This window comes from Panacibacter ginsenosidivorans (assembly GCF_007971225.1).
Classification (GTDB): Bacteria; Bacteroidota; Bacteroidia; order Chitinophagales; family Chitinophagaceae; genus Panacibacter; species Panacibacter ginsenosidivorans.
Genome location: NZ_CP042435.1, coordinates 2,574,662 through 2,593,609, shown reverse-complemented (window position 1 = coordinate 2,593,609; position 18,948 = coordinate 2,574,662). Strand labels below are relative to the sequence as shown.

The 18,948-nt window shown below is 38.0% G+C and carries 17 protein-coding genes; 11 read left to right on the top strand and 6 right to left on the bottom strand.

Annotation, left to right across the window (positions count from 1 at the left end; translation table 11 throughout):
• Nucleotides 1–84: 84 nt before the first annotated feature.
• Nucleotides 85–3,510: a hypothetical protein gene (locus tag FRZ67_RS10885; protein WP_225975577.1), complete on the bottom strand. Its 3,426-nt coding sequence runs from the start codon at nt 3,508–3,510 to the stop codon at nt 85–87.
• A 61-nt stretch (nt 3,511–3,571) separates the two neighbouring features.
• On the opposite strand from FRZ67_RS10885, the gene FRZ67_RS10880 reads away from it, so the two are divergent.
• The gene (locus FRZ67_RS10880; RefSeq protein ID WP_147189582.1) at nt 3,572–4,219 is read left to right on the top strand and encodes an MBL fold metallo-hydrolase; all 648 of its coding nucleotides are present in this window, start codon (nt 3,572–3,574) and stop codon (nt 4,217–4,219) included.
• 295 nt (nt 4,220–4,514) lie between these two features.
• Here the strand turns inward: FRZ67_RS10880 and FRZ67_RS10875 are convergent, their stop codons facing one another.
• The 3 genes from FRZ67_RS10875 to FRZ67_RS10865 all read right to left on the bottom strand — a co-directional run bounded on the left by FRZ67_RS10875 (nt 4,515) and on the right by FRZ67_RS10865 (nt 8,261).
• Nucleotides 4,515–5,699: a transporter gene (locus FRZ67_RS10875; protein ID WP_147189581.1), complete on the bottom strand. Its 1,185-nt coding sequence runs from the start codon at nt 5,697–5,699 to the stop codon at nt 4,515–4,517.
• 40 nt (nt 5,700–5,739) lie between these two features.
• Nucleotides 5,740–6,387, bottom strand: a complete 648-nt coding sequence (locus tag FRZ67_RS10870) for an ATP-binding cassette domain-containing protein (protein WP_147189580.1) — start codon at nt 6,385–6,387, stop codon at nt 5,740–5,742.
• 161 nt (nt 6,388–6,548) lie between these two features.
• Nucleotides 6,549–8,261, bottom strand: a complete 1,713-nt coding sequence (locus FRZ67_RS10865; protein WP_147189579.1) for a DUF4836 family protein — start codon at nt 8,259–8,261, stop codon at nt 6,549–6,551.
• Between the two features lie 228 nt (nt 8,262–8,489).
• On the opposite strand from FRZ67_RS10865, the gene FRZ67_RS10860 reads away from it, so the two are divergent.
• The 6 genes from FRZ67_RS10860 (at nt 8,490) to pyrF (ending at nt 13,681) form a co-directional block, all read left to right on the top strand.
• On the top strand, nt 8,490–9,122 hold the full coding sequence (locus FRZ67_RS10860; RefSeq protein WP_147189578.1) for an FMN-binding negative transcriptional regulator: 633 nt from the start codon (nt 8,490–8,492) through the stop codon (nt 9,120–9,122).
• On the top strand, nt 9,119–10,018 hold the full coding sequence (locus FRZ67_RS10855; protein ID WP_225975576.1) for a glycerophosphodiester phosphodiesterase: 900 nt from the start codon (nt 9,119–9,121) through the stop codon (nt 10,016–10,018). Before FRZ67_RS10860 ends, FRZ67_RS10855 begins: the two co-directional genes overlap by 4 nt.
• Nucleotides 10,019–10,030: 12 nt before the next feature.
• The gene (locus tag FRZ67_RS10850) at nt 10,031–10,816 is read left to right on the top strand and encodes an SDR family oxidoreductase (RefSeq protein WP_147189577.1); all 786 of its coding nucleotides are present in this window, start codon (nt 10,031–10,033) and stop codon (nt 10,814–10,816) included.
• A 173-nt stretch (nt 10,817–10,989) separates the two neighbouring features.
• The gene (gene kynU, locus FRZ67_RS10845) at nt 10,990–12,255 is read left to right on the top strand and encodes a kynureninase (protein ID WP_147189576.1); all 1,266 of its coding nucleotides are present in this window, start codon (nt 10,990–10,992) and stop codon (nt 12,253–12,255) included.
• 120 nt (nt 12,256–12,375) lie between these two features.
• Complete coding sequence (locus FRZ67_RS10840) at nt 12,376–12,846, top strand: hypothetical protein (RefSeq protein ID WP_147189575.1); 471 nt, start codon at nt 12,376–12,378, stop codon at nt 12,844–12,846.
• 28 nt (nt 12,847–12,874) lie between these two features.
• Nucleotides 12,875–13,681: an orotidine-5'-phosphate decarboxylase gene (pyrF, locus tag FRZ67_RS10835; RefSeq protein ID WP_147189574.1), complete on the top strand. Its 807-nt coding sequence runs from the start codon at nt 12,875–12,877 to the stop codon at nt 13,679–13,681.
• On the opposite strand, the gene FRZ67_RS10830 is transcribed toward pyrF, so the two are convergent.
• Nucleotides 13,678–14,046, bottom strand: coding sequence for a YccF domain-containing protein (locus tag FRZ67_RS10830; protein WP_147189573.1), 369 nt, complete (start codon nt 14,044–14,046; stop codon nt 13,678–13,680). The genes pyrF and FRZ67_RS10830 overlap by 4 nt on opposite strands.
• A gap of 158 nt (nt 14,047–14,204) precedes the next feature.
• Here FRZ67_RS10830 and FRZ67_RS10825 point away from each other — a divergent pair, with 158 nt between their 5' ends.
• Nucleotides 14,205–14,918, top strand: a complete 714-nt coding sequence (locus FRZ67_RS10825) for a hypothetical protein (protein WP_147189572.1) — start codon at nt 14,205–14,207, stop codon at nt 14,916–14,918.
• On the opposite strand, the gene FRZ67_RS10820 is transcribed toward FRZ67_RS10825, so the two are convergent.
• Nucleotides 14,899–15,435 (bottom strand): LOG family protein, encoded by a 537-nt coding sequence (locus tag FRZ67_RS10820; RefSeq protein ID WP_147189571.1) that lies wholly within the window; start codon nt 15,433–15,435, stop codon nt 14,899–14,901. The two genes, FRZ67_RS10825 and FRZ67_RS10820, sit on opposite strands and share 20 nt — an antisense overlap.
• Before the next feature lie 318 nt (nt 15,436–15,753).
• Between FRZ67_RS10820 and FRZ67_RS10815 the strand changes: the two genes are divergently transcribed.
• From FRZ67_RS10815 to FRZ67_RS10805, 3 genes are read left to right on the top strand one after another with little or no spacing between them, the layout of a single operon-like run.
• Complete coding sequence (locus FRZ67_RS10815; protein ID WP_147189570.1) at nt 15,754–17,214, top strand: sodium:solute symporter; 1,461 nt, start codon at nt 15,754–15,756, stop codon at nt 17,212–17,214.
• Nucleotides 17,214–17,855, top strand: a complete 642-nt coding sequence (locus tag FRZ67_RS10810; protein ID WP_147189569.1) for an O-methyltransferase — start codon at nt 17,214–17,216, stop codon at nt 17,853–17,855. Before FRZ67_RS10815 ends, FRZ67_RS10810 begins: the two co-directional genes overlap by 1 nt.
• On the top strand, nt 17,855–18,937 hold the full coding sequence (locus FRZ67_RS10805) for a glucosaminidase domain-containing protein (protein WP_147189568.1): 1,083 nt from the start codon (nt 17,855–17,857) through the stop codon (nt 18,935–18,937). Before FRZ67_RS10810 ends, FRZ67_RS10805 begins: the two co-directional genes overlap by 1 nt.
• Nucleotides 18,938–18,948: the final 11 nt, after the last annotated feature.

The following is an 18,948-nucleotide window of genomic DNA, read 5'->3' as shown; positions in this document are numbered from 1 at the left end:
AGTGAGTGACACAACCGGCGATGCTATAAAAAACCAAAGCCGGCAACCAATAATTACCGGCTTTATGTATAAAACTAAATAATATTAAAAATCAAAGCCCATGGCAAAATACCACCTTGGGCTACCACGGAAAATGCCCTGCATTTGCCAGGCCGCATCTATCTTAAGAAAATAGCCAAGCAAAGTGCTGCGTGCACCAAAACCATAACCACCAGCAAGTGGGCCAATACCACCCGCTATCTGTCTTACAGAAACAGGGTTACCGGCGTCGCCACTATATACAAGTGTGGGCCTTTCAATATTCTTCAGGCTTCCTTCCCATGCAGTTCCTAAATCTATAAATTGCACCAGTTGAAAATTACGCAGGAATGCGGCATTAACAGGCTTGTTGAAAAATGTGCTGAATACCGGCAATCTTAATTCACTATTTAACACGAAGGCATTATTGCCATTGGCAATATTCTGGTTAAAGCCTCTCATGTTAACCGTAAGAGACTGGAAAGCGTAGTTGTTATTCCTGGGTAAATTATTGGTAGTGAATTTGGGTGTAAACCATCCGTCAACACCACCGAGATAATAAAGCAATTTGGAATCTCCAAAAGAAAAATCGCCTGCCCCACGCAATGCCCATATAAAATTGCGCTGGATCTTTATATAATGTCTTGCATCAAAACCAAGATTAAAAGTATTACCCCCCTTAGATGAATTTTTACCCACGGGAACATTATAATCAAAATATACTTTCCATCTTGTGCCCACCCAAATATTGGTAGCCGGATTTATTGTATTGTCATGCACAAACTCAAGCCTTGATACTGCCGTGTAAGAAGATGAATCGGGTATACCAAGTGCAGAAGCAAGCGGCCCTAATGCATAATGTATTGGCCTAAGTATGCCTTTATCTCTGCGGATGCCGGTAGTAAGGCGAAGACTGTTTATTTCACTGAACGGGTACGCTACATTTACCTGGTATAAACTGGTAATAACTACATTATCAAGATCTGAATAATAAATACCAAGTGTATCAATTGGCTTTTGCGGGAAAAAGCCCTGATAATTGGTTACGTTGCTGCGGTAATAAGTTAAGCCCCAGTCAACACGCTTACGGTAATTCTGAAAAGAAAGCAGGATATCTTTATCCGATAAAGTGGTACCAAAACGAATACCGCCAATGAACTTAATATCTTCCATAAGATCGCTAACGCCCACTCTGAATGAGAAATTAAGGTTGGTGGAATTGTTCAATTGTATCGGGCTGTCATCACCTGGATCTCTTTGCTGATATGGCTGGTACCTGTTTACGAGGATATTATTGGTGATTCCTGCCAAAATATAATCAGCATTAAATTTAAGCCGGTAATTATGAAGTGATGATCTTGCTAAAACACTCTCTCCTGCCGGTACTGAACTAATATTTGAATTGGCTGCACCCGATGAATCTTTTTTTCTATCATCTTCAAACTCATTTTGAAAACCGTTATCCGGTGAACTTTCTGCAGCAGTATCTTTTGGTATTTCAACTGCTTTACCTGCTTCTATACGCTCCTGCCGCAAAAGAGATTTTATATAATCTGTTGGTCTTGCATTTACATTGCGTTTACGCAGTGCAACGGAATCAACCTGCAATTTGTACAGGAACTTCAGATCACCTTCACGTCTTACCTCACTAACCTGGCCGTTATTGCCTGCTATCCTGCTTTCCAATAAACTGCTTTGGTAATTCGTAATTGGAAAAGTATAAGTAGAATCTTTATAAACAGAAAGATAGCTTACGCTATCAGGCTCCTGTTTTTGCCAGGCATTTAATGTAGAATCAAGCTCTTTATCAGTAGGATTTCTGATTATATCTTCCCCTACATAATAAAGCGTATCCAATCCATCTCTTTGTGTAGAGAAGAAACCGGCCCAACGATTACCCACACCATTCTCATCGCTTACATACGTAAAGTGGTTAGTGTTATATTGTGTGGGATAACGTGCATTGCCATATTTTACATTTGTGAGCTGTGATATTTGTTTATAGTCACTATTATTAAGCAGGTCAACAAGAAAAATATTAAAATGATTACGGCTTGGTAGCACCGTATCTGAACTGACAACATTTACACCCGGCCTGTTAGAAGCAAATACAATACCGTTGCGGTTTGGAAAAGCAACAGCAGTGGGGTCAAGATCATCAAACACATCATTGGTTATTTGCTTGCTCTTACTGTTGTCTATCCTGTATGTGAAAATATCTGTTTGCCCCTTTTTAACTGCACTAAAAAGCAGCGTGTTTGCATCAAACATAAAACCTGCATCAACTATTTGTTCGAAGCCTTCTATCTCCTGCTGAAAGCGTTTTATGTTAGCAATGACATCGTACACAAACATGTATATTTTCCCATCTTTTGAATAAATTACCAACAGTCGGCTTCCTTTTCCATCCCATGCAAGAATGGGATAGTTTGGATTTATATCGCCAATAATTGTTTTGGTGCCGTATTTAAGTATTGTTTTTGTCTCGTATAAATTGTCTACATACTTAACGCTGTACACACCTTTCCTGAACTGTACTACCGCATAAGAATTATTCTTTGCATTTGGGTTGGCTGCAAAGCGATAAAAATCTTCTCCTTTTTTCAGTTCTTCTATTACACTTAATTTACCACGCGGCGCATTGCGACGCTGCTTAATATCCTGCACATAACGATCCTGTTCGTATACCATAAAATCTGCAAGCACGTCCTTGAATTTCTTTTTGCAAATACGCTCAGATGCCGAATTAAGATTTTTATACAACCTTGCCAGGTAAAGAAAATAGGTAACATTTTCGGGTTTATACTTTTCAGCTATATAATACCAGAAGCTATGACCGGCCAATGTGGGTTTGTCAAAAGCAAACTGGTAAAAGTTATTATACTCACCGCTTAATATCGCATTACGTAATGCATCATCGCTGGAAGTGCTCCATGGTTCTGCTATATATTGCACATACCCATCCGTTAACCATTGGGGAAGATCAAGCAAAGCCTGGTTACTGGCAAACTCACCAATATCGTCTCCAAAAAGAATATTGTCTGTAAGTATTTTGGCAATGCCTTCACGGATTTTCAGGCGCAGGGTATTTTTGTTGCCATCAAAATAGATGACCAGTTTATTGTTTACCAGTTTAGTTATACCTCCCGAATTTTGCCAGTCTATACCTAAACCAATATTGCTGGTTTTATAATCATCGTAATTATTATACACTACAATATTGGCACTGCGTTGCAAAGAATATTCAACGGCAGATTGTATTGATGGTAATTCTTCTTCCGCCACCTGTGCCACAAACTTGGCAAGCTCAAGGCCACCCTGGTTAAAGTAGGTATTGAAATTGGGGCTTTGGTAAAACTTCCAGTCAAACTTTTTATATTGGATCCGGTTCTTTCCATAATCCACAGTATTAACCTGTGCAAGAGAGAAAAAAGGCAATAAGGCAACAACAATTAAAGCAGCGAAAACTAAGCTAAGGCGGTTAACTTGCATATCCATTCATTAAAGTACTAAAATTAGGTATTTAAGGATAACGGATTGTAAAAATAGTGTTATGATGCAACTCAAAATGTTTACGTTTAACCCGGTACAGGAGAACACTTATGTGCTGTGGAACGAAAAAAAGGATGCGATTATTATCGACCCCGGATGCTATTTTACAGCAGAAGAAGAGACTTTACAAACCTTTATACGAGAGAATGAATTGAAACCTGTTAAGCTCATTAATACTCATTGCCATTTTGATCATGTGTTCGGGTTAAAATGGGCCGCTAAGACTTTTGAGCTTCAGGTTTTTCTGCACCCAATAGCTGAAAAAGAGTTGCAATTTGCAGCTACTTCTGCCATTCAATGGGGCTTTGGCATTGCCAATTATGCGGGTCCTTTTCATTACTTAAATCATGGAGATACTATTGAACTTGGCAACGATAAATTAAAAGTACTGTACACTCCCGGCCACTCACCCGGCAGTATTTGCTTTTATTGCGAAAAACAAAATTTTGTTATTGATGGCGATGTATTGTTTTTGCAAAGTATTGGCCGTACAGATTTTCCCGGAAGCAATCACCAGCAATTATTGCAAAGTATAAAAGAGCAATTATTTGTTTTACCAGATGAAACGATTGTTTATCCCGGTCATGGGCCACACACAACCATTGGCAATGAAAAAAAATTCAATCCTTTCTTAAGAGAGATCGCATAATTTTTTGTACCCGGCTTTTGAAAAAATATTGAACTTTACTTGCGTCGCACTCTTCAACTGAATAGCTGAATTGAGCAAATTCAATTGGTGTTATTAATCAGTTGTCTAAAGGAGTTGCATTACAAAAAACTTTGCACAGCCAGTAACAATTTTACGCATCTTTCTGTTGCTATAAAACAGAACCATGAAGTGATTGCTCACGCATCAGTTATTTTATTTTGGTGTTCGCGAATCTCCTTCGTCGATTTGCGACGCAACAGGTGATGCTATGAAATACAGGAGTTGGTATTACAATTTACTGCGTAAGGTTAATGTACTTCTTAATGCTCATCCTGTTTACCAGCCATAAAACTATTAATATTAAAAATCCGGCGATAATAGTTGTATAAGAAATTACAGGGTTAAGATAGATATGCTGTGTTTGTAAAAAACTTTTTAGGGAGAATTGCAATATCGCAAGCACGATCAATACTATAGTAACGATAATAATATTGGCGGGGAAAAATTGTTTCATCAGAAATTGTTGCAATTGCTTTGGCGCTGCCCCAAGTGTAATAAGTAATGTTATTTCTTCTTTGCAGGAAGCAATTGTTAACTGGATGAATAATGTAAAAATGAGTAACGCAAACAATAACATAGTTGCGCCGGTAATCCATGAAATATTTACCACTATATCTACCACCTGCCTGTATTTGCTGAAACGTGTTTTGTCTGCATCCGTTGCAAGAGCGTGCTCATTTAAATAACTTACGAGTGCGGGGTTGCCAGGATCTTTTGTTCTGATAACAACCCTTGATGGCGCTGTGTTTTCATTCTCGCCAAATTGTTTGTTTGCCCAGTCCATAAAAGGTTGTGGAACCAGTACAGAAGAAATACGATCGCTAAAGCCAACAACTTTACCATAAAAGATCTGGCGGCCCAGCGGAGATTTTATTCTTATCTCAATAGGCAAATTTTTTACAAGGTCCTGTGTAAGTTGTGGCAGGTCCTGTGATGTAGCAAAACCGAAATTGTACATATCCAAAAACATATTCGGTACGATCATCGGGATAAAATTGGAAGTGCCATCCCATTTCCAGTCGGTACTTTGTACATCAATAAATTCATCCGGAACGCTTTCGAAAAATATATCTGAATAAAAAGGAATTTTATCACTTACACTTTGCGCACCAACTTTAAAACGGCTGGGTGTAAGTATTCCTACGGCATCTACAAAAGGTTGTTTTTTTAAATCTTCAATTTCAGCATTGGATAAGCTGGTGGCGCCAACTGTTTTATCGCTGACCTTTTTATTGATCACCAAAAAATTGGCAATGCTATCCTGGTTGGTTTTGCTGTGCAGCAGGTCATTATAATTGGTTTGTAATTGGACTGCAGAAAGTATTAACAATAGTGCTACCGACATACCAAAAATTGCCAGCACAAATTTTGTGCGTCCACTGCTGGCTTTGATCAGTTTTTTTAGAAGAAGGTTCAACATTGGCCAATCGTGAATAGGGGATGATCAATAAATAATTTCATTATAAATTCAAAACTTTTGTGTACTTAAAATGGCTATCCTCATCAAGATCTGTAAGCATAAAACCTGCCTTGCGTTTTGTGCATTCTTCTGCAATTAATGCCGCAGCTTTACCAATGTTTTCCTGGTCAAGATGACTGAATGGTTCATCCATAATAAGCCAGTCGAATGGCTGTATTAGTGCACGGATGATAGCAATACGTTGTTGCTCACCATAACTGCATAAACCTGCACGCTGGTCTAAAATATGCGATACACCTAATCTTTCCGCCATCGCATCAATCATGTTTTTTTCATAAAACGGCGTTTGCAACACCCGTTTTAATTCTATGTTTTCTCTTGCTGTAACATTGGGAAATAAGCGCAGGTCCTGGAAAATAACACTGATATTTTTTTGCCTTAATTGTGCAAGATCATCGCCTGCTATTTTTGTAAGTTCATTATTGCTCCATAAAACAGTGCCTTCATAATCATGACGCAGTTTATAAATAATGTGAATAAAAGTTGTTTTGCCTGTACCACTGGGCGCTTTTATTTTTATCCATTCGCCTTTTGAAAAATGCAGATTGTTGTTCCATATATCGGAACCGCGTTTGGAAAATTTATCCTTTAATGGTATAGGAACAATTTGTTTTAATTCAAGCTGCATGTTATTCTAATTGTGAAAAGTGAAACCTGAATGCATTGCCGATTCATGTACAACTGTATAAGAGTGCGACGCAAGTAAAGCTTAATAGCATTACTACAGCGGGGCTCCCCAAATATTATACTCTAACAAAAAAAGGCTGCTTACGCAGCCTGGATATTTTATTATTGTTTTGGCGGTGGTGGCGGCGGAATTGCGTCAGAATCAGCATGTGGCATATCTTCCATTTCCATATCACTCATGCCGCCATGGTTCATCCTGTTTTCCATGCTCACCGCTTCTTTTGAAACTGCTGCAAAAAATTTAACCAGCGACACAAGGCTGTTCTCTTTATCATTTGCCATTTTCAATTCCATGTTGCTGGCTACGTACTTGCCATTATAATTCTCACTTGTGGCTATTGCACTATTGAAAGTTGATTGTGCCGCTTTTATTGTTTCAGCACCCGCAGAATCTTTTGCAAATGCACCCAATATTTTATTGATGTCAACATAAAACGCAAAAGCTTTTCCTTTTGACTGGTCTGCAATGTTCGAAGGCACTGCAGCATTGCCTTTGCCTGCAAGATATTGCTGCAGCAATGTGCTGTCTGTTGCAATAATAAGATTCTTGCCATCCATGCTCCATGCCATTTCTCCAAGTTGTTTGGGTACATACTGACCATTCTTCATTTCCATCTCGCCCATTTCTGCAAGCTTTGCGGCAACTTTATCATAAGCGGCTTTATCACCAATGGCTGCATTGAAAACAAGTTTTGCAACAGGTCTTTTTGTTTTGTATACCTGGTCATCAAATGTGTAAGAAGTTTCTTCGTAAGCAATATCACCAAATACTATGGCGAAATCCCCTTTGAATATTTTCAATACATCATCCATTGTAAAACCAGCTTTTTCCATGAATTGTTTCACCGTGCTTTCAAAGCCACCATATTTAACGATCTCTGCAATGATCTGAGGGTTGAAGGAGAAAGCTGCATAACCTTCCACCGGTGAAGGAAACTGGTTAACCATTCCCATATCGGCCTGCGGGCCTTTGTATTTATCCCAGATAGCGGCAAGGTCTTTGCCACTGTATGATTTAAAACTGGCAGTTACTTTTCCATCTTCAAAATTGATAACACCTGCGCCATAAGAATCTTTAAACAGGTCTGCGATCTTTGTCATGCCTAGAAATGGTACAGAGCTGAATGCGCTGCTTGAATTGCTCCAGAAAAGCATATCGCCTTTTTCTTTCATCAACTCCTGGAACTCGGTTATAGAAGCAACAGATTCTTCTTCTTTTTGTGCAAAGAGTGCAGCCAGTGCCGCAGCGCCACCACTGTTATCAGCAGATACACCCGGACCGGTACTGTCGTTATAACGAACACTTTGATTTTGAACACCGGTTAAGATCACCACATCTTTATTCCAGCCTACAAACAATTCATTTTCCAGTTTTATATAACTGTAATTATTTCCTTTTCTTATTTCACCTGCACGGGGCTGGCCTTTTATATATGCTTCAAATGCAACCGCATCTTTCATGGCACCCACAACACCACCTGAAACCTGCTGGCCACCCATTATAGAGCCACCCATTTTAGCAAAGAAGAAAATATCTTTGGTAGTATCTATGCCTGAACGCATAAATTCCTGCATCACTTTCCTTCCTTCTCTTATGGCAGAATCGGCTTCTTCATCAGCAACTGATTTGTACAAAGAATCCCAGTTGATGTTTCCTTTGGAAGCCTTGTCTGACAGGCTTTTCCAGTTTAGATCAAAAACAAACACAGCATCCTTAGGAATATATTTTGTTTGTTCCGGAAGCGATTTTTTACAGGAAGTTGCTACTAAAACTATTGCAGTAAAGAGCAGGGTGTAGCGAAGCATATGTTTCATAATGTGCAATTATTTTGTATTGTATTTGCGAATGTATGTTTTCACCAGTAAATAACAGCAAAAATGCAATAAGCGGTAAAAGATTTATGTACCCGGCTGCTGGTATTTATGGCAACGCCTGTTGCGTCGCACTCTTGTACGTTGGTTTTCTATTGCATCATATTAAAATCATATCAGATTAAGAAGTCCCTTTAGGGATTTAGGGCTCCTTATTCTTAACTTCGGTTTATGTATAACGTTCCACATTTTAAAACTTCAGACAGCGATGAAGTGATCGCATTTATGCATGCGCATCCATTTATTATGCTTTGTGGCGTATCAGAAAATAATACACCTGTTGTAACGCATGTCCCTGTTTTAATAGAACAAAGAGGCGATAAAATTTATTTGCTGGCACATGTAATGCGCAAGCAGGATCATACAAAAGCATTTGAGGCAAACCCAAATGTATTAGCAGTTTTCTCTGGTGCGCATACTTATATAAGTGCAAGCTGGTACGGGAATAAACAATCTGCCAGCACATGGAATTATCAAACAGTGCATGCAAGAGGTATTCTAAAATTTTTAGATGATGATGGGTTACTTAATATTATTACCAAACTCACCGAAACATTTGAGCAAAATCCGGCTTCGCCTTCGCTGGTTCATAAAATGGAGGAAGCTTATGTAAGCAGTATGATGAAAGCAATTGTGGCATTTGAAATTGAAGTAACAGACCTGCAACATGTTTTCAAACTGAGTCAGAACCGTGATGAAAAGAGTTATGAGAATATTATAGAACAGCTTGGCAGTAAAGATTCTGAAGCAAAAGAAATTGCAGAGATAATGCGTAAAAGAAAATCAAAAGTATATCCTTCATGAAAAGAATATTCGCCATTGCTATTGCACTTATGAGTTGCTCGCCAAAAATAAATCCGTCATATACGCCATTACAAGGTGCAGCTTCTTTTGACTTAGAGGGTCATCGGGGCTGCCGTGGATTATTTCCCGAAAATACAATTCCTGCTTTTATAAATTCAGTAAGCATGGCGATTACAACACTGGAGATGGATGTTGTAATAACCAAGGATAAAAAAGTTGTTGTGTCGCATGATAATTATTTCAGCCATGAAATAACGACAAAACCAGGTGGAGACACAGTTACGGAAGCAGAAGAAAAATCTTTGAACATTTATCAAATGACCTATGATGAAGTAAAGAAATATGATGTTGGTTTAAAACCACATCCCCGTTTTCCGCAGCAGCAAAAGATGGCGGCTTATAAGCCTTTGCTTTCAGATGTCGTAGATAGTATCGTGCAGGAAATGATGACAATGAAACGCCCGCCGATACGCTATAATATTGAAACAAAATGTACGCCTGAAGGTGATGATATTTATCACCCAAAACCTGCTGAATTTGTTGAATTGCTGATGTCTGTTATTAAAGAAAAAGGCATTACTGATTATACAACGATACAGTCATTTGATATCAGAACATTGCAATATTTACATCAGCATTACCCGGAAATGAAAACTTCTTTGCTGGTAGAAGATAAAAAATCATTTGCCCTGCAATTAAAAAGCCTTGGCTTTATCCCAACTATTTATAGTCCTGATTATACATTGGTGACACCATTGCTGGTAAAACAATGTCATGATGCAGGCATACAAATTATTCCATGGACAGTGAATGACAAAGAAGAAATGAAAAAACTGAAAACACTTGGTGTTGATGGCATTATTACTGACTACCCGAACTTATATGGTGAACTTTAAATTATTTTGAATATGGACCTATCGTTACAAGGTAAAACAGCATTGGTTTGCGGGAGCACACAAGGCATTGGCCTGGCAACAGCTATAGAGCTTTCTGCACTTGGCGCAAATTGCGTACTGATGGCAAGAAATGAAAAAGCGTTACAGGAAGCTATAGCACAATTAGATACTTCAGTTGGTCAGCAACACACTTATCTTGTTGCGGATTTTAGTAAACCACATGAAGTAAAAGAAGCAATTGAAGCATTTACAAAACTGCATATAATTCATATTGTTATCAACAACACCGGTGGACCAAAAGCAGGGCCAATCGTTGATGCTGACGAGGAAGCTTTCCGTATTGCATTTAACCAGCATGTTGTTTGCAATCAAATTATAGCAAAGACTGTCATTCCCTGTATGAAAAGAGAAGGGTACGGTCGCATTATTAATATCATTTCAACCTCAGTAAAAATCCCGTTGAGTAATCTTGGCGTATCGAATACAATACGTGGCGCAGTTGCATCATGGGCAAAAACTATGGCGAATGAGTTAGGACAATTTAATATTACTGTGAATAATATTTTACCGGGCATGACAAAAACAAATCGCCTTGAAAGCCTGATATTAAATACGGCTGCAATAAAAAAAATTACGGCAGAAACGGTAAGAGAAAATATGCAGCAGGAAATTCCTATGAAACGATTTGGTGAAGCCACAGAGATAGCAAATGTTATTGCATTTCTTGCATCACCCGCAGCTTCCTATGTAAATGGAGCAAGCCTTCCTGTGGATGGCGGAAGAACGGGAAGCATCTAATGGTTATGATGCAGAGTAAAGATATAATTGTACAAGAGTGCGACGCAAGAAAAGCTTAATTGAAACGCTGCAGCTGGTAACATAAAATTGCAGCGTTCATTGAGACTAAAATAAAAATAACTAATACCGGAATAAATGCAATTGTTCGGCTCAAAAAACTATAACAATTAACGATGACTTTTGAAAACACATTATCATTCGCGCAACAATTAGATGCTAACGACACATTGAAACATTTTCGCGAACAATTTTATTTCCCCCGGCATAATGGAAGTGACGCAATTTATTTCTGTGGTAATTCTTTGGGGTTGCAGCCAAAGAAAGTTGAAGATGCTATACACGTTGAGTTGCAGACCTGGCGTGAGTTAGCAGTAGAAGGATATTTTAAAGGAACAAATCCATGGTTGTATTATCACGAATATTTGCGTGGCTCGCTGGCAAAAATTGTTGGCGCAAAAGAGGATGAAATAACGGTGATGAATGCGCTTACTGTGAACCTTCATTTTATGATGTTGAGTTTTTATAGGCCAACAAAACAACGGTATAAAATAATGATGGAAGCAGGAGCATTTCCGTCTGATCAATATGCAGTGGAAACGCAGGTTAAACATTATGGTTTTGATCCTACTGATGCGATCGTTGAAATTTCGCCACGTGCCGGAGAAAAGATCTTACGCAATGAAGATATTGTAAAAGCAATTGACGATAATAAAGACACACTTGCGTTAACCATTTTTGGGGGCATCAATTATTATACTGGTCAGTTGTATGATATTCCTTTGGTAACAAATGCAGCACAAAAAATTGGCGCTATTGCAGGTTGGGACCTGGCGCATGTTACGGGCAATGTGCCTACGCAATTGCATAACTGGAATGTTGATTTTGCAGTGTGGTGCAGTTATAAATACTTGAATGCCGGGCCTGGTGCGGTGGGTGGCGTGTTTGTACATGAGCGCCACGCAAATCCTTCCACAGAAAGGCTTGCAGGTTGGTGGGGTAATGATGAAAAAATAAGATTTAAAATGGAAAAAGGATTTATTGCAAAGTCTGATGCAAGCGGCTGGAACCTGAGTACTACGCAGGTTTTTAATATGGTTGCTTTGAAAGCATCACTTGAATTATTTGATGAAGCGGGCATACAGAATCTTCGTGCAAAAAGTATTTTGCTTACCAACTTTCTTGAATTTTTATTGCAGCAATTAAGGTATGATGCATTTGAAATAATTACGCCTGCAAATGAACATCAGCGCGGTGCACAACTCTGTTTGTTTTTTAAAGAAAAAGGCAAAGCCATTCATGAGCAGCTTATGCAAAACGGCATCATCGTTGATTACCGTGAACCCGGCGTAATTCGTGTAGCGCCTGCACCTTTGTATTGTTCGTTTGAAGATGTTTATAAATGCGTAAAAATTATAAGTGAAGTTTTGAATACTAACTAAAGTATTTCATGGCATCTTCGTTGCGTCGCAATCCGATTAAGGAGCGTTGCAAACGCTAAAATAAAATAAAAGAGAAGTGAGCAAATTTTTCAATTATAGAGTAAATATTGAGCAAAGCGAATGAAGAAATATTTATTAAAAAAGGAAAATATAATAATACTGCTTCTTGGAGTTTGCATTGCGCTTGCTTTGCTTATTAATAATCAATCACTACTTCATTTTAATTTCCAGTATACTTATTTTATAGTCTCAATTCGTCAGTTTTCCGAAGTTCTTTTTATATACACCCTTCTTGTATATGCTATTTATTATTACTTTAGAAGGAAGAATTGGCATATTTCTGGTTTAGTTGTTTTTATTCAAATATCAGGGTTATTTCTTTTTAGTATAATTCAGCTTTTTTATATAAATCAAGCAAATCTTGCAGGGGCACCACGTTATTATTATGACAGTACTTACACCTATTTGAGGACAATAATATTTTCAAATAAAATCAAGGTCGTTGCTACCTTATATTTTATTGTGAGCCAGCTTTTTTATTTTTTTTATGCAATTATTGCTTTTATCAAGCAACTGATCAAAAAATCCTGAATTATTTTTTCTCTTTTACCTTCGCGCCATGAATCGCTTTCAACTTGTACAACAGATAAAAGGTAAACGTTCCTTTCTATGTGTTGGCTTAGATACAGACATCACAAAAATCCCAAAGCATTTACAATCTCATGCAAATGCAATCTTTGAATTCAACAAATCCATCATTGATGCAACAAAAGATCATTGTGTGGCGTACAAGATCAACACAGCTTTTTATGAAGCACTTGGAGTAAAAGGCTGGGAAGCAATGGAGCAAACAGTTGACTATATTCCTAAAACACACTTTACTATTGCAGATGCAAAACGTGGAGATATTGGCAACACCTCTTCTCAATACGCCAAAGCATTTTTTGAAACACTCAATTTTGATTCTATAACTGTTGCGCCATATATGGGTGAAGACAGTATAAGACCTTTCATGGAATACGAAAACAAATTTGTAATTGTTCTTGGGTTAACTTCCAACAAAGGCGCAAAAGATTTTGAACTACAAAAAATGGGTGATGAATTTTTATATGAAAAAGTTATTTCAAAAGTTGCTGAATGGGGAACTCCTGAAAACCTGATGTTTGTTGTTGGCGCAACACAGTCAAGTGAATTAAGTAATATCCGAAAGCTTGTTCCTGATCATTTTTTACTTGTTCCTGGTGTAGGTTTCCAGGGAGGCAGCTTGAAAGAAGTAAGTGAACATGGTTTGAATAAAGATTGTGGCTTACTGGTAAATGCAAGCCGCGCCATTATCTATGCTTCTGAAGATGAAAGTTTTGCTGATGAAGCAAAGATCATTGCGCAACAATACCAGCAAGAAATGAACGGGTATCTGAATTTTTAAACCACCGATTTACCAAAAGGTGTTAGAGAAATTTCAGCAAGTTTAAAATGTTGCTTTGCAAATGGAATTCCAATGATCGTTATAAACAATAATACTCCAAAAATAATATGCACTGCAGCAGTGTAAAGTCCGCCGGTAAGAATCCAGATGATATTAAACAGTAATGAAAGACAACCACCACTATTACTATTACTAACTACTTTTTTTCCAAAAGGCCATAACACTAATCCTGCAATTTTAAAACATTGCATGCCGAATGGAATGCCAATAATGGTTAGGCATAAAATAAATCCACCAAATACGTACCCAAGTGCAGCAGCGAGTCCGCCGAAGATGAGCCAGATAAGATTACCTATAAAATTCATACAGTAAATATAACGGGCAACATTTTATTTGAAAACTGAATTTTGTATAAGTGGTAACACTGCTTTATTCTCAGCTCCTTTTTATTATGCAGTACAAGAGTGCGACGCAAGAAAATTTTAATTGAAAAATTAAAGTTGGTTCAAAAAAATTCTTTCATTTGACTCAACATAAAATTGATACTAACAATATTTTAAATGCGGGTAAAATTGTTGATGTGGATTATTCAGCTACGTTTGTAATAAATAAGCTGAAGATGAATAATAAACATTTGTTACTGGCATTTGGAATAATGATCACCACGCTTGTGCAGGCCCAGCGCCCTGCTACTTATGATGCAGAGGAAAGTAAACAAAGTGGTTTTTCAACCAACAGGATATTTGTTGGCGGTTCTATAAATCTTGGTTTTAGTTCTTATAGTTTCCAGGCAGGTGCTGTACCTGAAATAGGCTACAGCATTACAGACTGGCTGGATGCGGGCCTTGGTATTAACCTCAATTATTCTTCTGAGCGTGCTGATTATTATTACAACGGCAACGTGCGTTACCGCAATTTCAATTATGGTGGCGGCCCTTTTGTAAGAATATATCCGATTCGTTTCCTTTTTGTACAAACCCAATTTGAACACAACTGGCTAAAGCAAAATGCAAAGGACATGAATACAGGTTATGAATATAAAGCGACATACGGGTCAAATAGTTTTATTGCGGGTATCGGTTATACACAACGCATCGTAGGGCAAAGCAGTTTCTATACCATGATTGGTTTAGATCTGCTGACGGATAAAAATTCTCCTTACAGAGATTATAACGGAAGTGCTTATCCAATTATACGCGCCGGTTTTAATTTTTATCTTAAACCATCGAAGCGATAACAGCATCAGGTGTATCGTAAATTTCGAAAGTATCCCGCAGGTCTGTGTGTAAGAAACCCTGCACCTGCATTTGGTTTATATGGCCGATCAATGCATTATAAAATCCTGCTGTGTTCAGCAGGATTATTTTTTTATTGTGTATGGTCAATGCGTTCCAGGTGATCATTTCGAACATCTCATCTAATGTACCATTGCCACCAGGCAGTACAATAGCAGCGTCTGATAATTCATACATCATTTTTTTTCGTGTATGCATATCAGCTACGATATGCAGCTCTGTTAAGCCCTTGTGATGACGCTCAATATTTTTCAGTAATTCGGGAATTACGCCAATTACTTTTCCCCCTTCCTGCAGCACAGTGTTGGCCACAATGCCCATCAGGCCAGTGTTTCCACCGCCATATACCAGCATAATATTTTTTTCGGCAAGCAGTGTACCTATGTCTTTTGCATGCTGTTCGTAAATAGGATCGTTACCACTGTTTGAGCCACAGAATACAGCTATAGATTTATACATATGAATTAACGAAATTTAAAAAGCAATATTAACAGCCTTTCATGATTTTAGCATTATATAACTGATATTTGTTTGTTATATGATCTTTATGGGCCGGGCTTAAGTGCAAACATTAAGCATCGTTGCGTCGCACTCTTGTACTGTTGAAAAAGAATCAGCAAGTGAAAAAGCAAATTTCAAAAGTGAAAGCTGATTTTGAGTTTTTCACATCTCACTTTTCACTGATCAAAAAATTTCTGAACGCACAAGTGAGTGACACAACAAGCGATGCCATAAAAATCTGAAGCCGGGGAAAATATATCCAATAAATAAACATACATGTCTGCAACTTTTTTGTTCTCTTTTGTAATTGCATATTTTCTTTTATTGCTTGGTGTGGCATGGTACACCAGCCGCAACAGTAACAACGATTCATTTTTTATTGGCAACCGCAGCAGCAACTGGATGCTTGTTTCTTTCGGTATGATCGGAACATCACTGAGTGGCGTTACGTTTGTAAGTGTGCCAGGTACAGTTGGTGCAAATGCTTTTGGTTATTTCCAGGTGGTGATTGGTTATTTCATTGGCTATTTTGTGGTGGCCTATGTTTTATTACCGCTGTATTACAGGCTTAACCTTACTTCTATTTATAATTATTTATTACAACGTTTTGGAAACACTGCATACAAAACAGGCGCTATGTTTTTCATATTGTCAAGAGTGCTTGGCGCTACCGCCAGATTATATCTTGTAATAAATGTATTACAGCTTTTTATTCTTGACAACCTGCATATACCTTTTCCTTTGACCACTTTTGTTATACTGCTGATGATTTTGTTGTACACGTTTGAAGGTGGTGTAAAAACAATTGTGTTTACAGATACATTGCAGACAACATTTATGCTGCTTGGTCTAATTGTGTGTGTGTTTTATATTATGTATTCGCTGGATCTTTCTTTCGTGAGTACTTTAAAATTGCTCTCTGCTCAAGGCTACACAAAAATCATTAATACAGATGTTAACAGTGCCGGTTTCTTTTTAAAACAGATTATAGGTGGTGCATTTATTACCATTGGTATGACGGGGCTTGACCAGGAGATGATGCAAAAAAATATCAGTGTAAAAACATTGGGTGGTTCACAAAAAAATATGGTCACTTTCAGTTTTGTACTGGTAGTAGTAAATTTTCTTTTCCTCTTATTAGGCGGCCTGCTTTATCTTTTTGCATCAACCAATAATATTGCCATTAAAGGCGATGATCTTTTTCCAACAGTTGCATTGCAATATTTACCATCCTTTGTTTCTATTATTTTTATTATTGGGCTTATTTCTGCTTTGTTCCCAAGCGCAGATGGGGCGTTAACAGCATTAACATCCTCTTTCTGTATTGATATTTTGGGGTTAAAAAAAAGAGATGATCTGGACGAAAAACAACGCAGAACAATTCGGTTGAAAGTACATCTTACAATGGCAATAATTTTCTTTCTGTGTGTAATGATGTTTAAATGGATTAATGATAAATCAATTATCAACATTATACTAACTGTTGCCGGTTATACTTACGGACCACTACTTGCTTTATTTGCATTCGGCATTTTTACAAAGAGAAAGCTGCCCGATAATTTTGCAGTAATATTTGTTTGCCTTGCTGCACCATTGTTTTGCTATTTCCTTAGCAATAATGCTGTAACATGGTTTAATGGTTACCATATTGGTGTTGAACTTTTATTGATCAATGCACTGGTGACTATTGCAGGCCTGTACTTTATTTCACAACCTGCTGATAAAATTGCTGCGTAATGGAACTGGTAAACATACTTGCAGAAGCTTATGCAGAAAAGTACACTTCTCCGGAAGATGCAGTGCTAAAACAAATCAATGAAGATACTTATGCCAATCACACACAACCGCACATGCTTAGTGGTCACGTACAGGGGAAAGTATTGGAATTTATCAGTTGCATCATGCAGCCAAAATATATTTTAGAAATAGGCACATTTACCGGTTATAGTGCTTTATGCCTCGCTAAAGGATTACAAAATGATGGAGAACTACACGCCATTGAATTAAGAGAAGAAGATGCGCAGCTATGTGCAAAAAATTTCAGTCAATCTGCATTACATAAAAAAATACATTTGCACGTTGGCAATGCATTGGATATCATTCCCAATTTGCCTTATAAGTGGGACCTGGTATTCATAGACGCAGATAAAACAGGGTATATTGCATACTATGAAATGCTGTTATCCCGTTTAAATGATAACGGACTGATTATTGCTGACAACGTGCTGTTTCATGGCAAGGTGCTTGAAGATAACATCTCCGGCAAAAGTGCAAGAGCCGTAGATGCTTTCAACAGACATGTTGCCGAAGATGAAAGAACTGAGCAGGTAATGCTTACGGTAAGAGATGGCTTGTTGTTTATAAAAAAGAAAAAGTGATGAAGCGATTTTCCCTCTTAATTTTCCCGCTGTTTTTTTTGATGACATATGTATCTGCTCAAACTAATGATGCGGTGCAACAGTATATTGAAAAATATAAAGAGATCGCTATTAATGAAGAAATCCGCACCGGCGTGCCTGCTGCTATAACACTGGCACAGGGTATCTTTGAATCGATGGCAGGGCAGAGTGATCTTGCCCTGGCATCCAATAACCATTTTGGCATTAAATGCAAAGAGAACTGGACCGGCAAAAAAGTGTACCATGATGATGATTCACGTGGCGAGTGTTTCAGAAGTTATACTACCGTAGAAGAATCTTACCGCGACCATTCTGATTTTCTTAAGTCAAGGCCTAACTACACTTTTCTTTTTACAATCGATCCCTCCGACTATAAGGCATGGGCTTACGGTTTAAAGAAGGCCGGCTATGCTACCAATCCTGTATATGCACAGGCAATTATAAAAAAAATTGAAGACAATGATCTGCAGCAATATACTTTAATTGCTATGCAGCGCGGTAGTGGTGTGCAGCCTGACGTTGCAGTAAATAATACACCCGATAAACCCGTAATGAACACAGTGGTTGCCGCTTTACCAGATGTTTCTGCTATAGCGATACAATCTGCAGAAAAGCCGTCAGCACAGGAAACAGTATTGGCTGAATATAACGGCGAAGGAAATTATCCAATAGGCATGTTTACTATTAATCAAACCAAAACTATTTATGCCGCAGCCGGTACTTCGCTGTTTGCGTTGGCAAGTAACAATAACATAGCGCTGGAAAAATTACTTGAGTTTAATGAGATCGATAACAGTGATGATATTCTTGCACAGGGTCAGTTAATCTATCTGGAGAAAAAGTCAAAGAAAAGTAACACTAAAGATTTTCATATTGTAGCGCCCAATGAAACCATAGAAACAATCGCGCAAAGAGAAGGCATACAACTGGAAAGTTTATTTGAGTACAACAAAATGCAAAAAGGTTTGGAACCTGCACCAGGCGAAAAAGTTTATTTAAAACCAGGCAGACAAACATACTATCCAAAGCTTCTTCCAAAGAATAATGCAAAGATTGGTTAACCCTTCATATC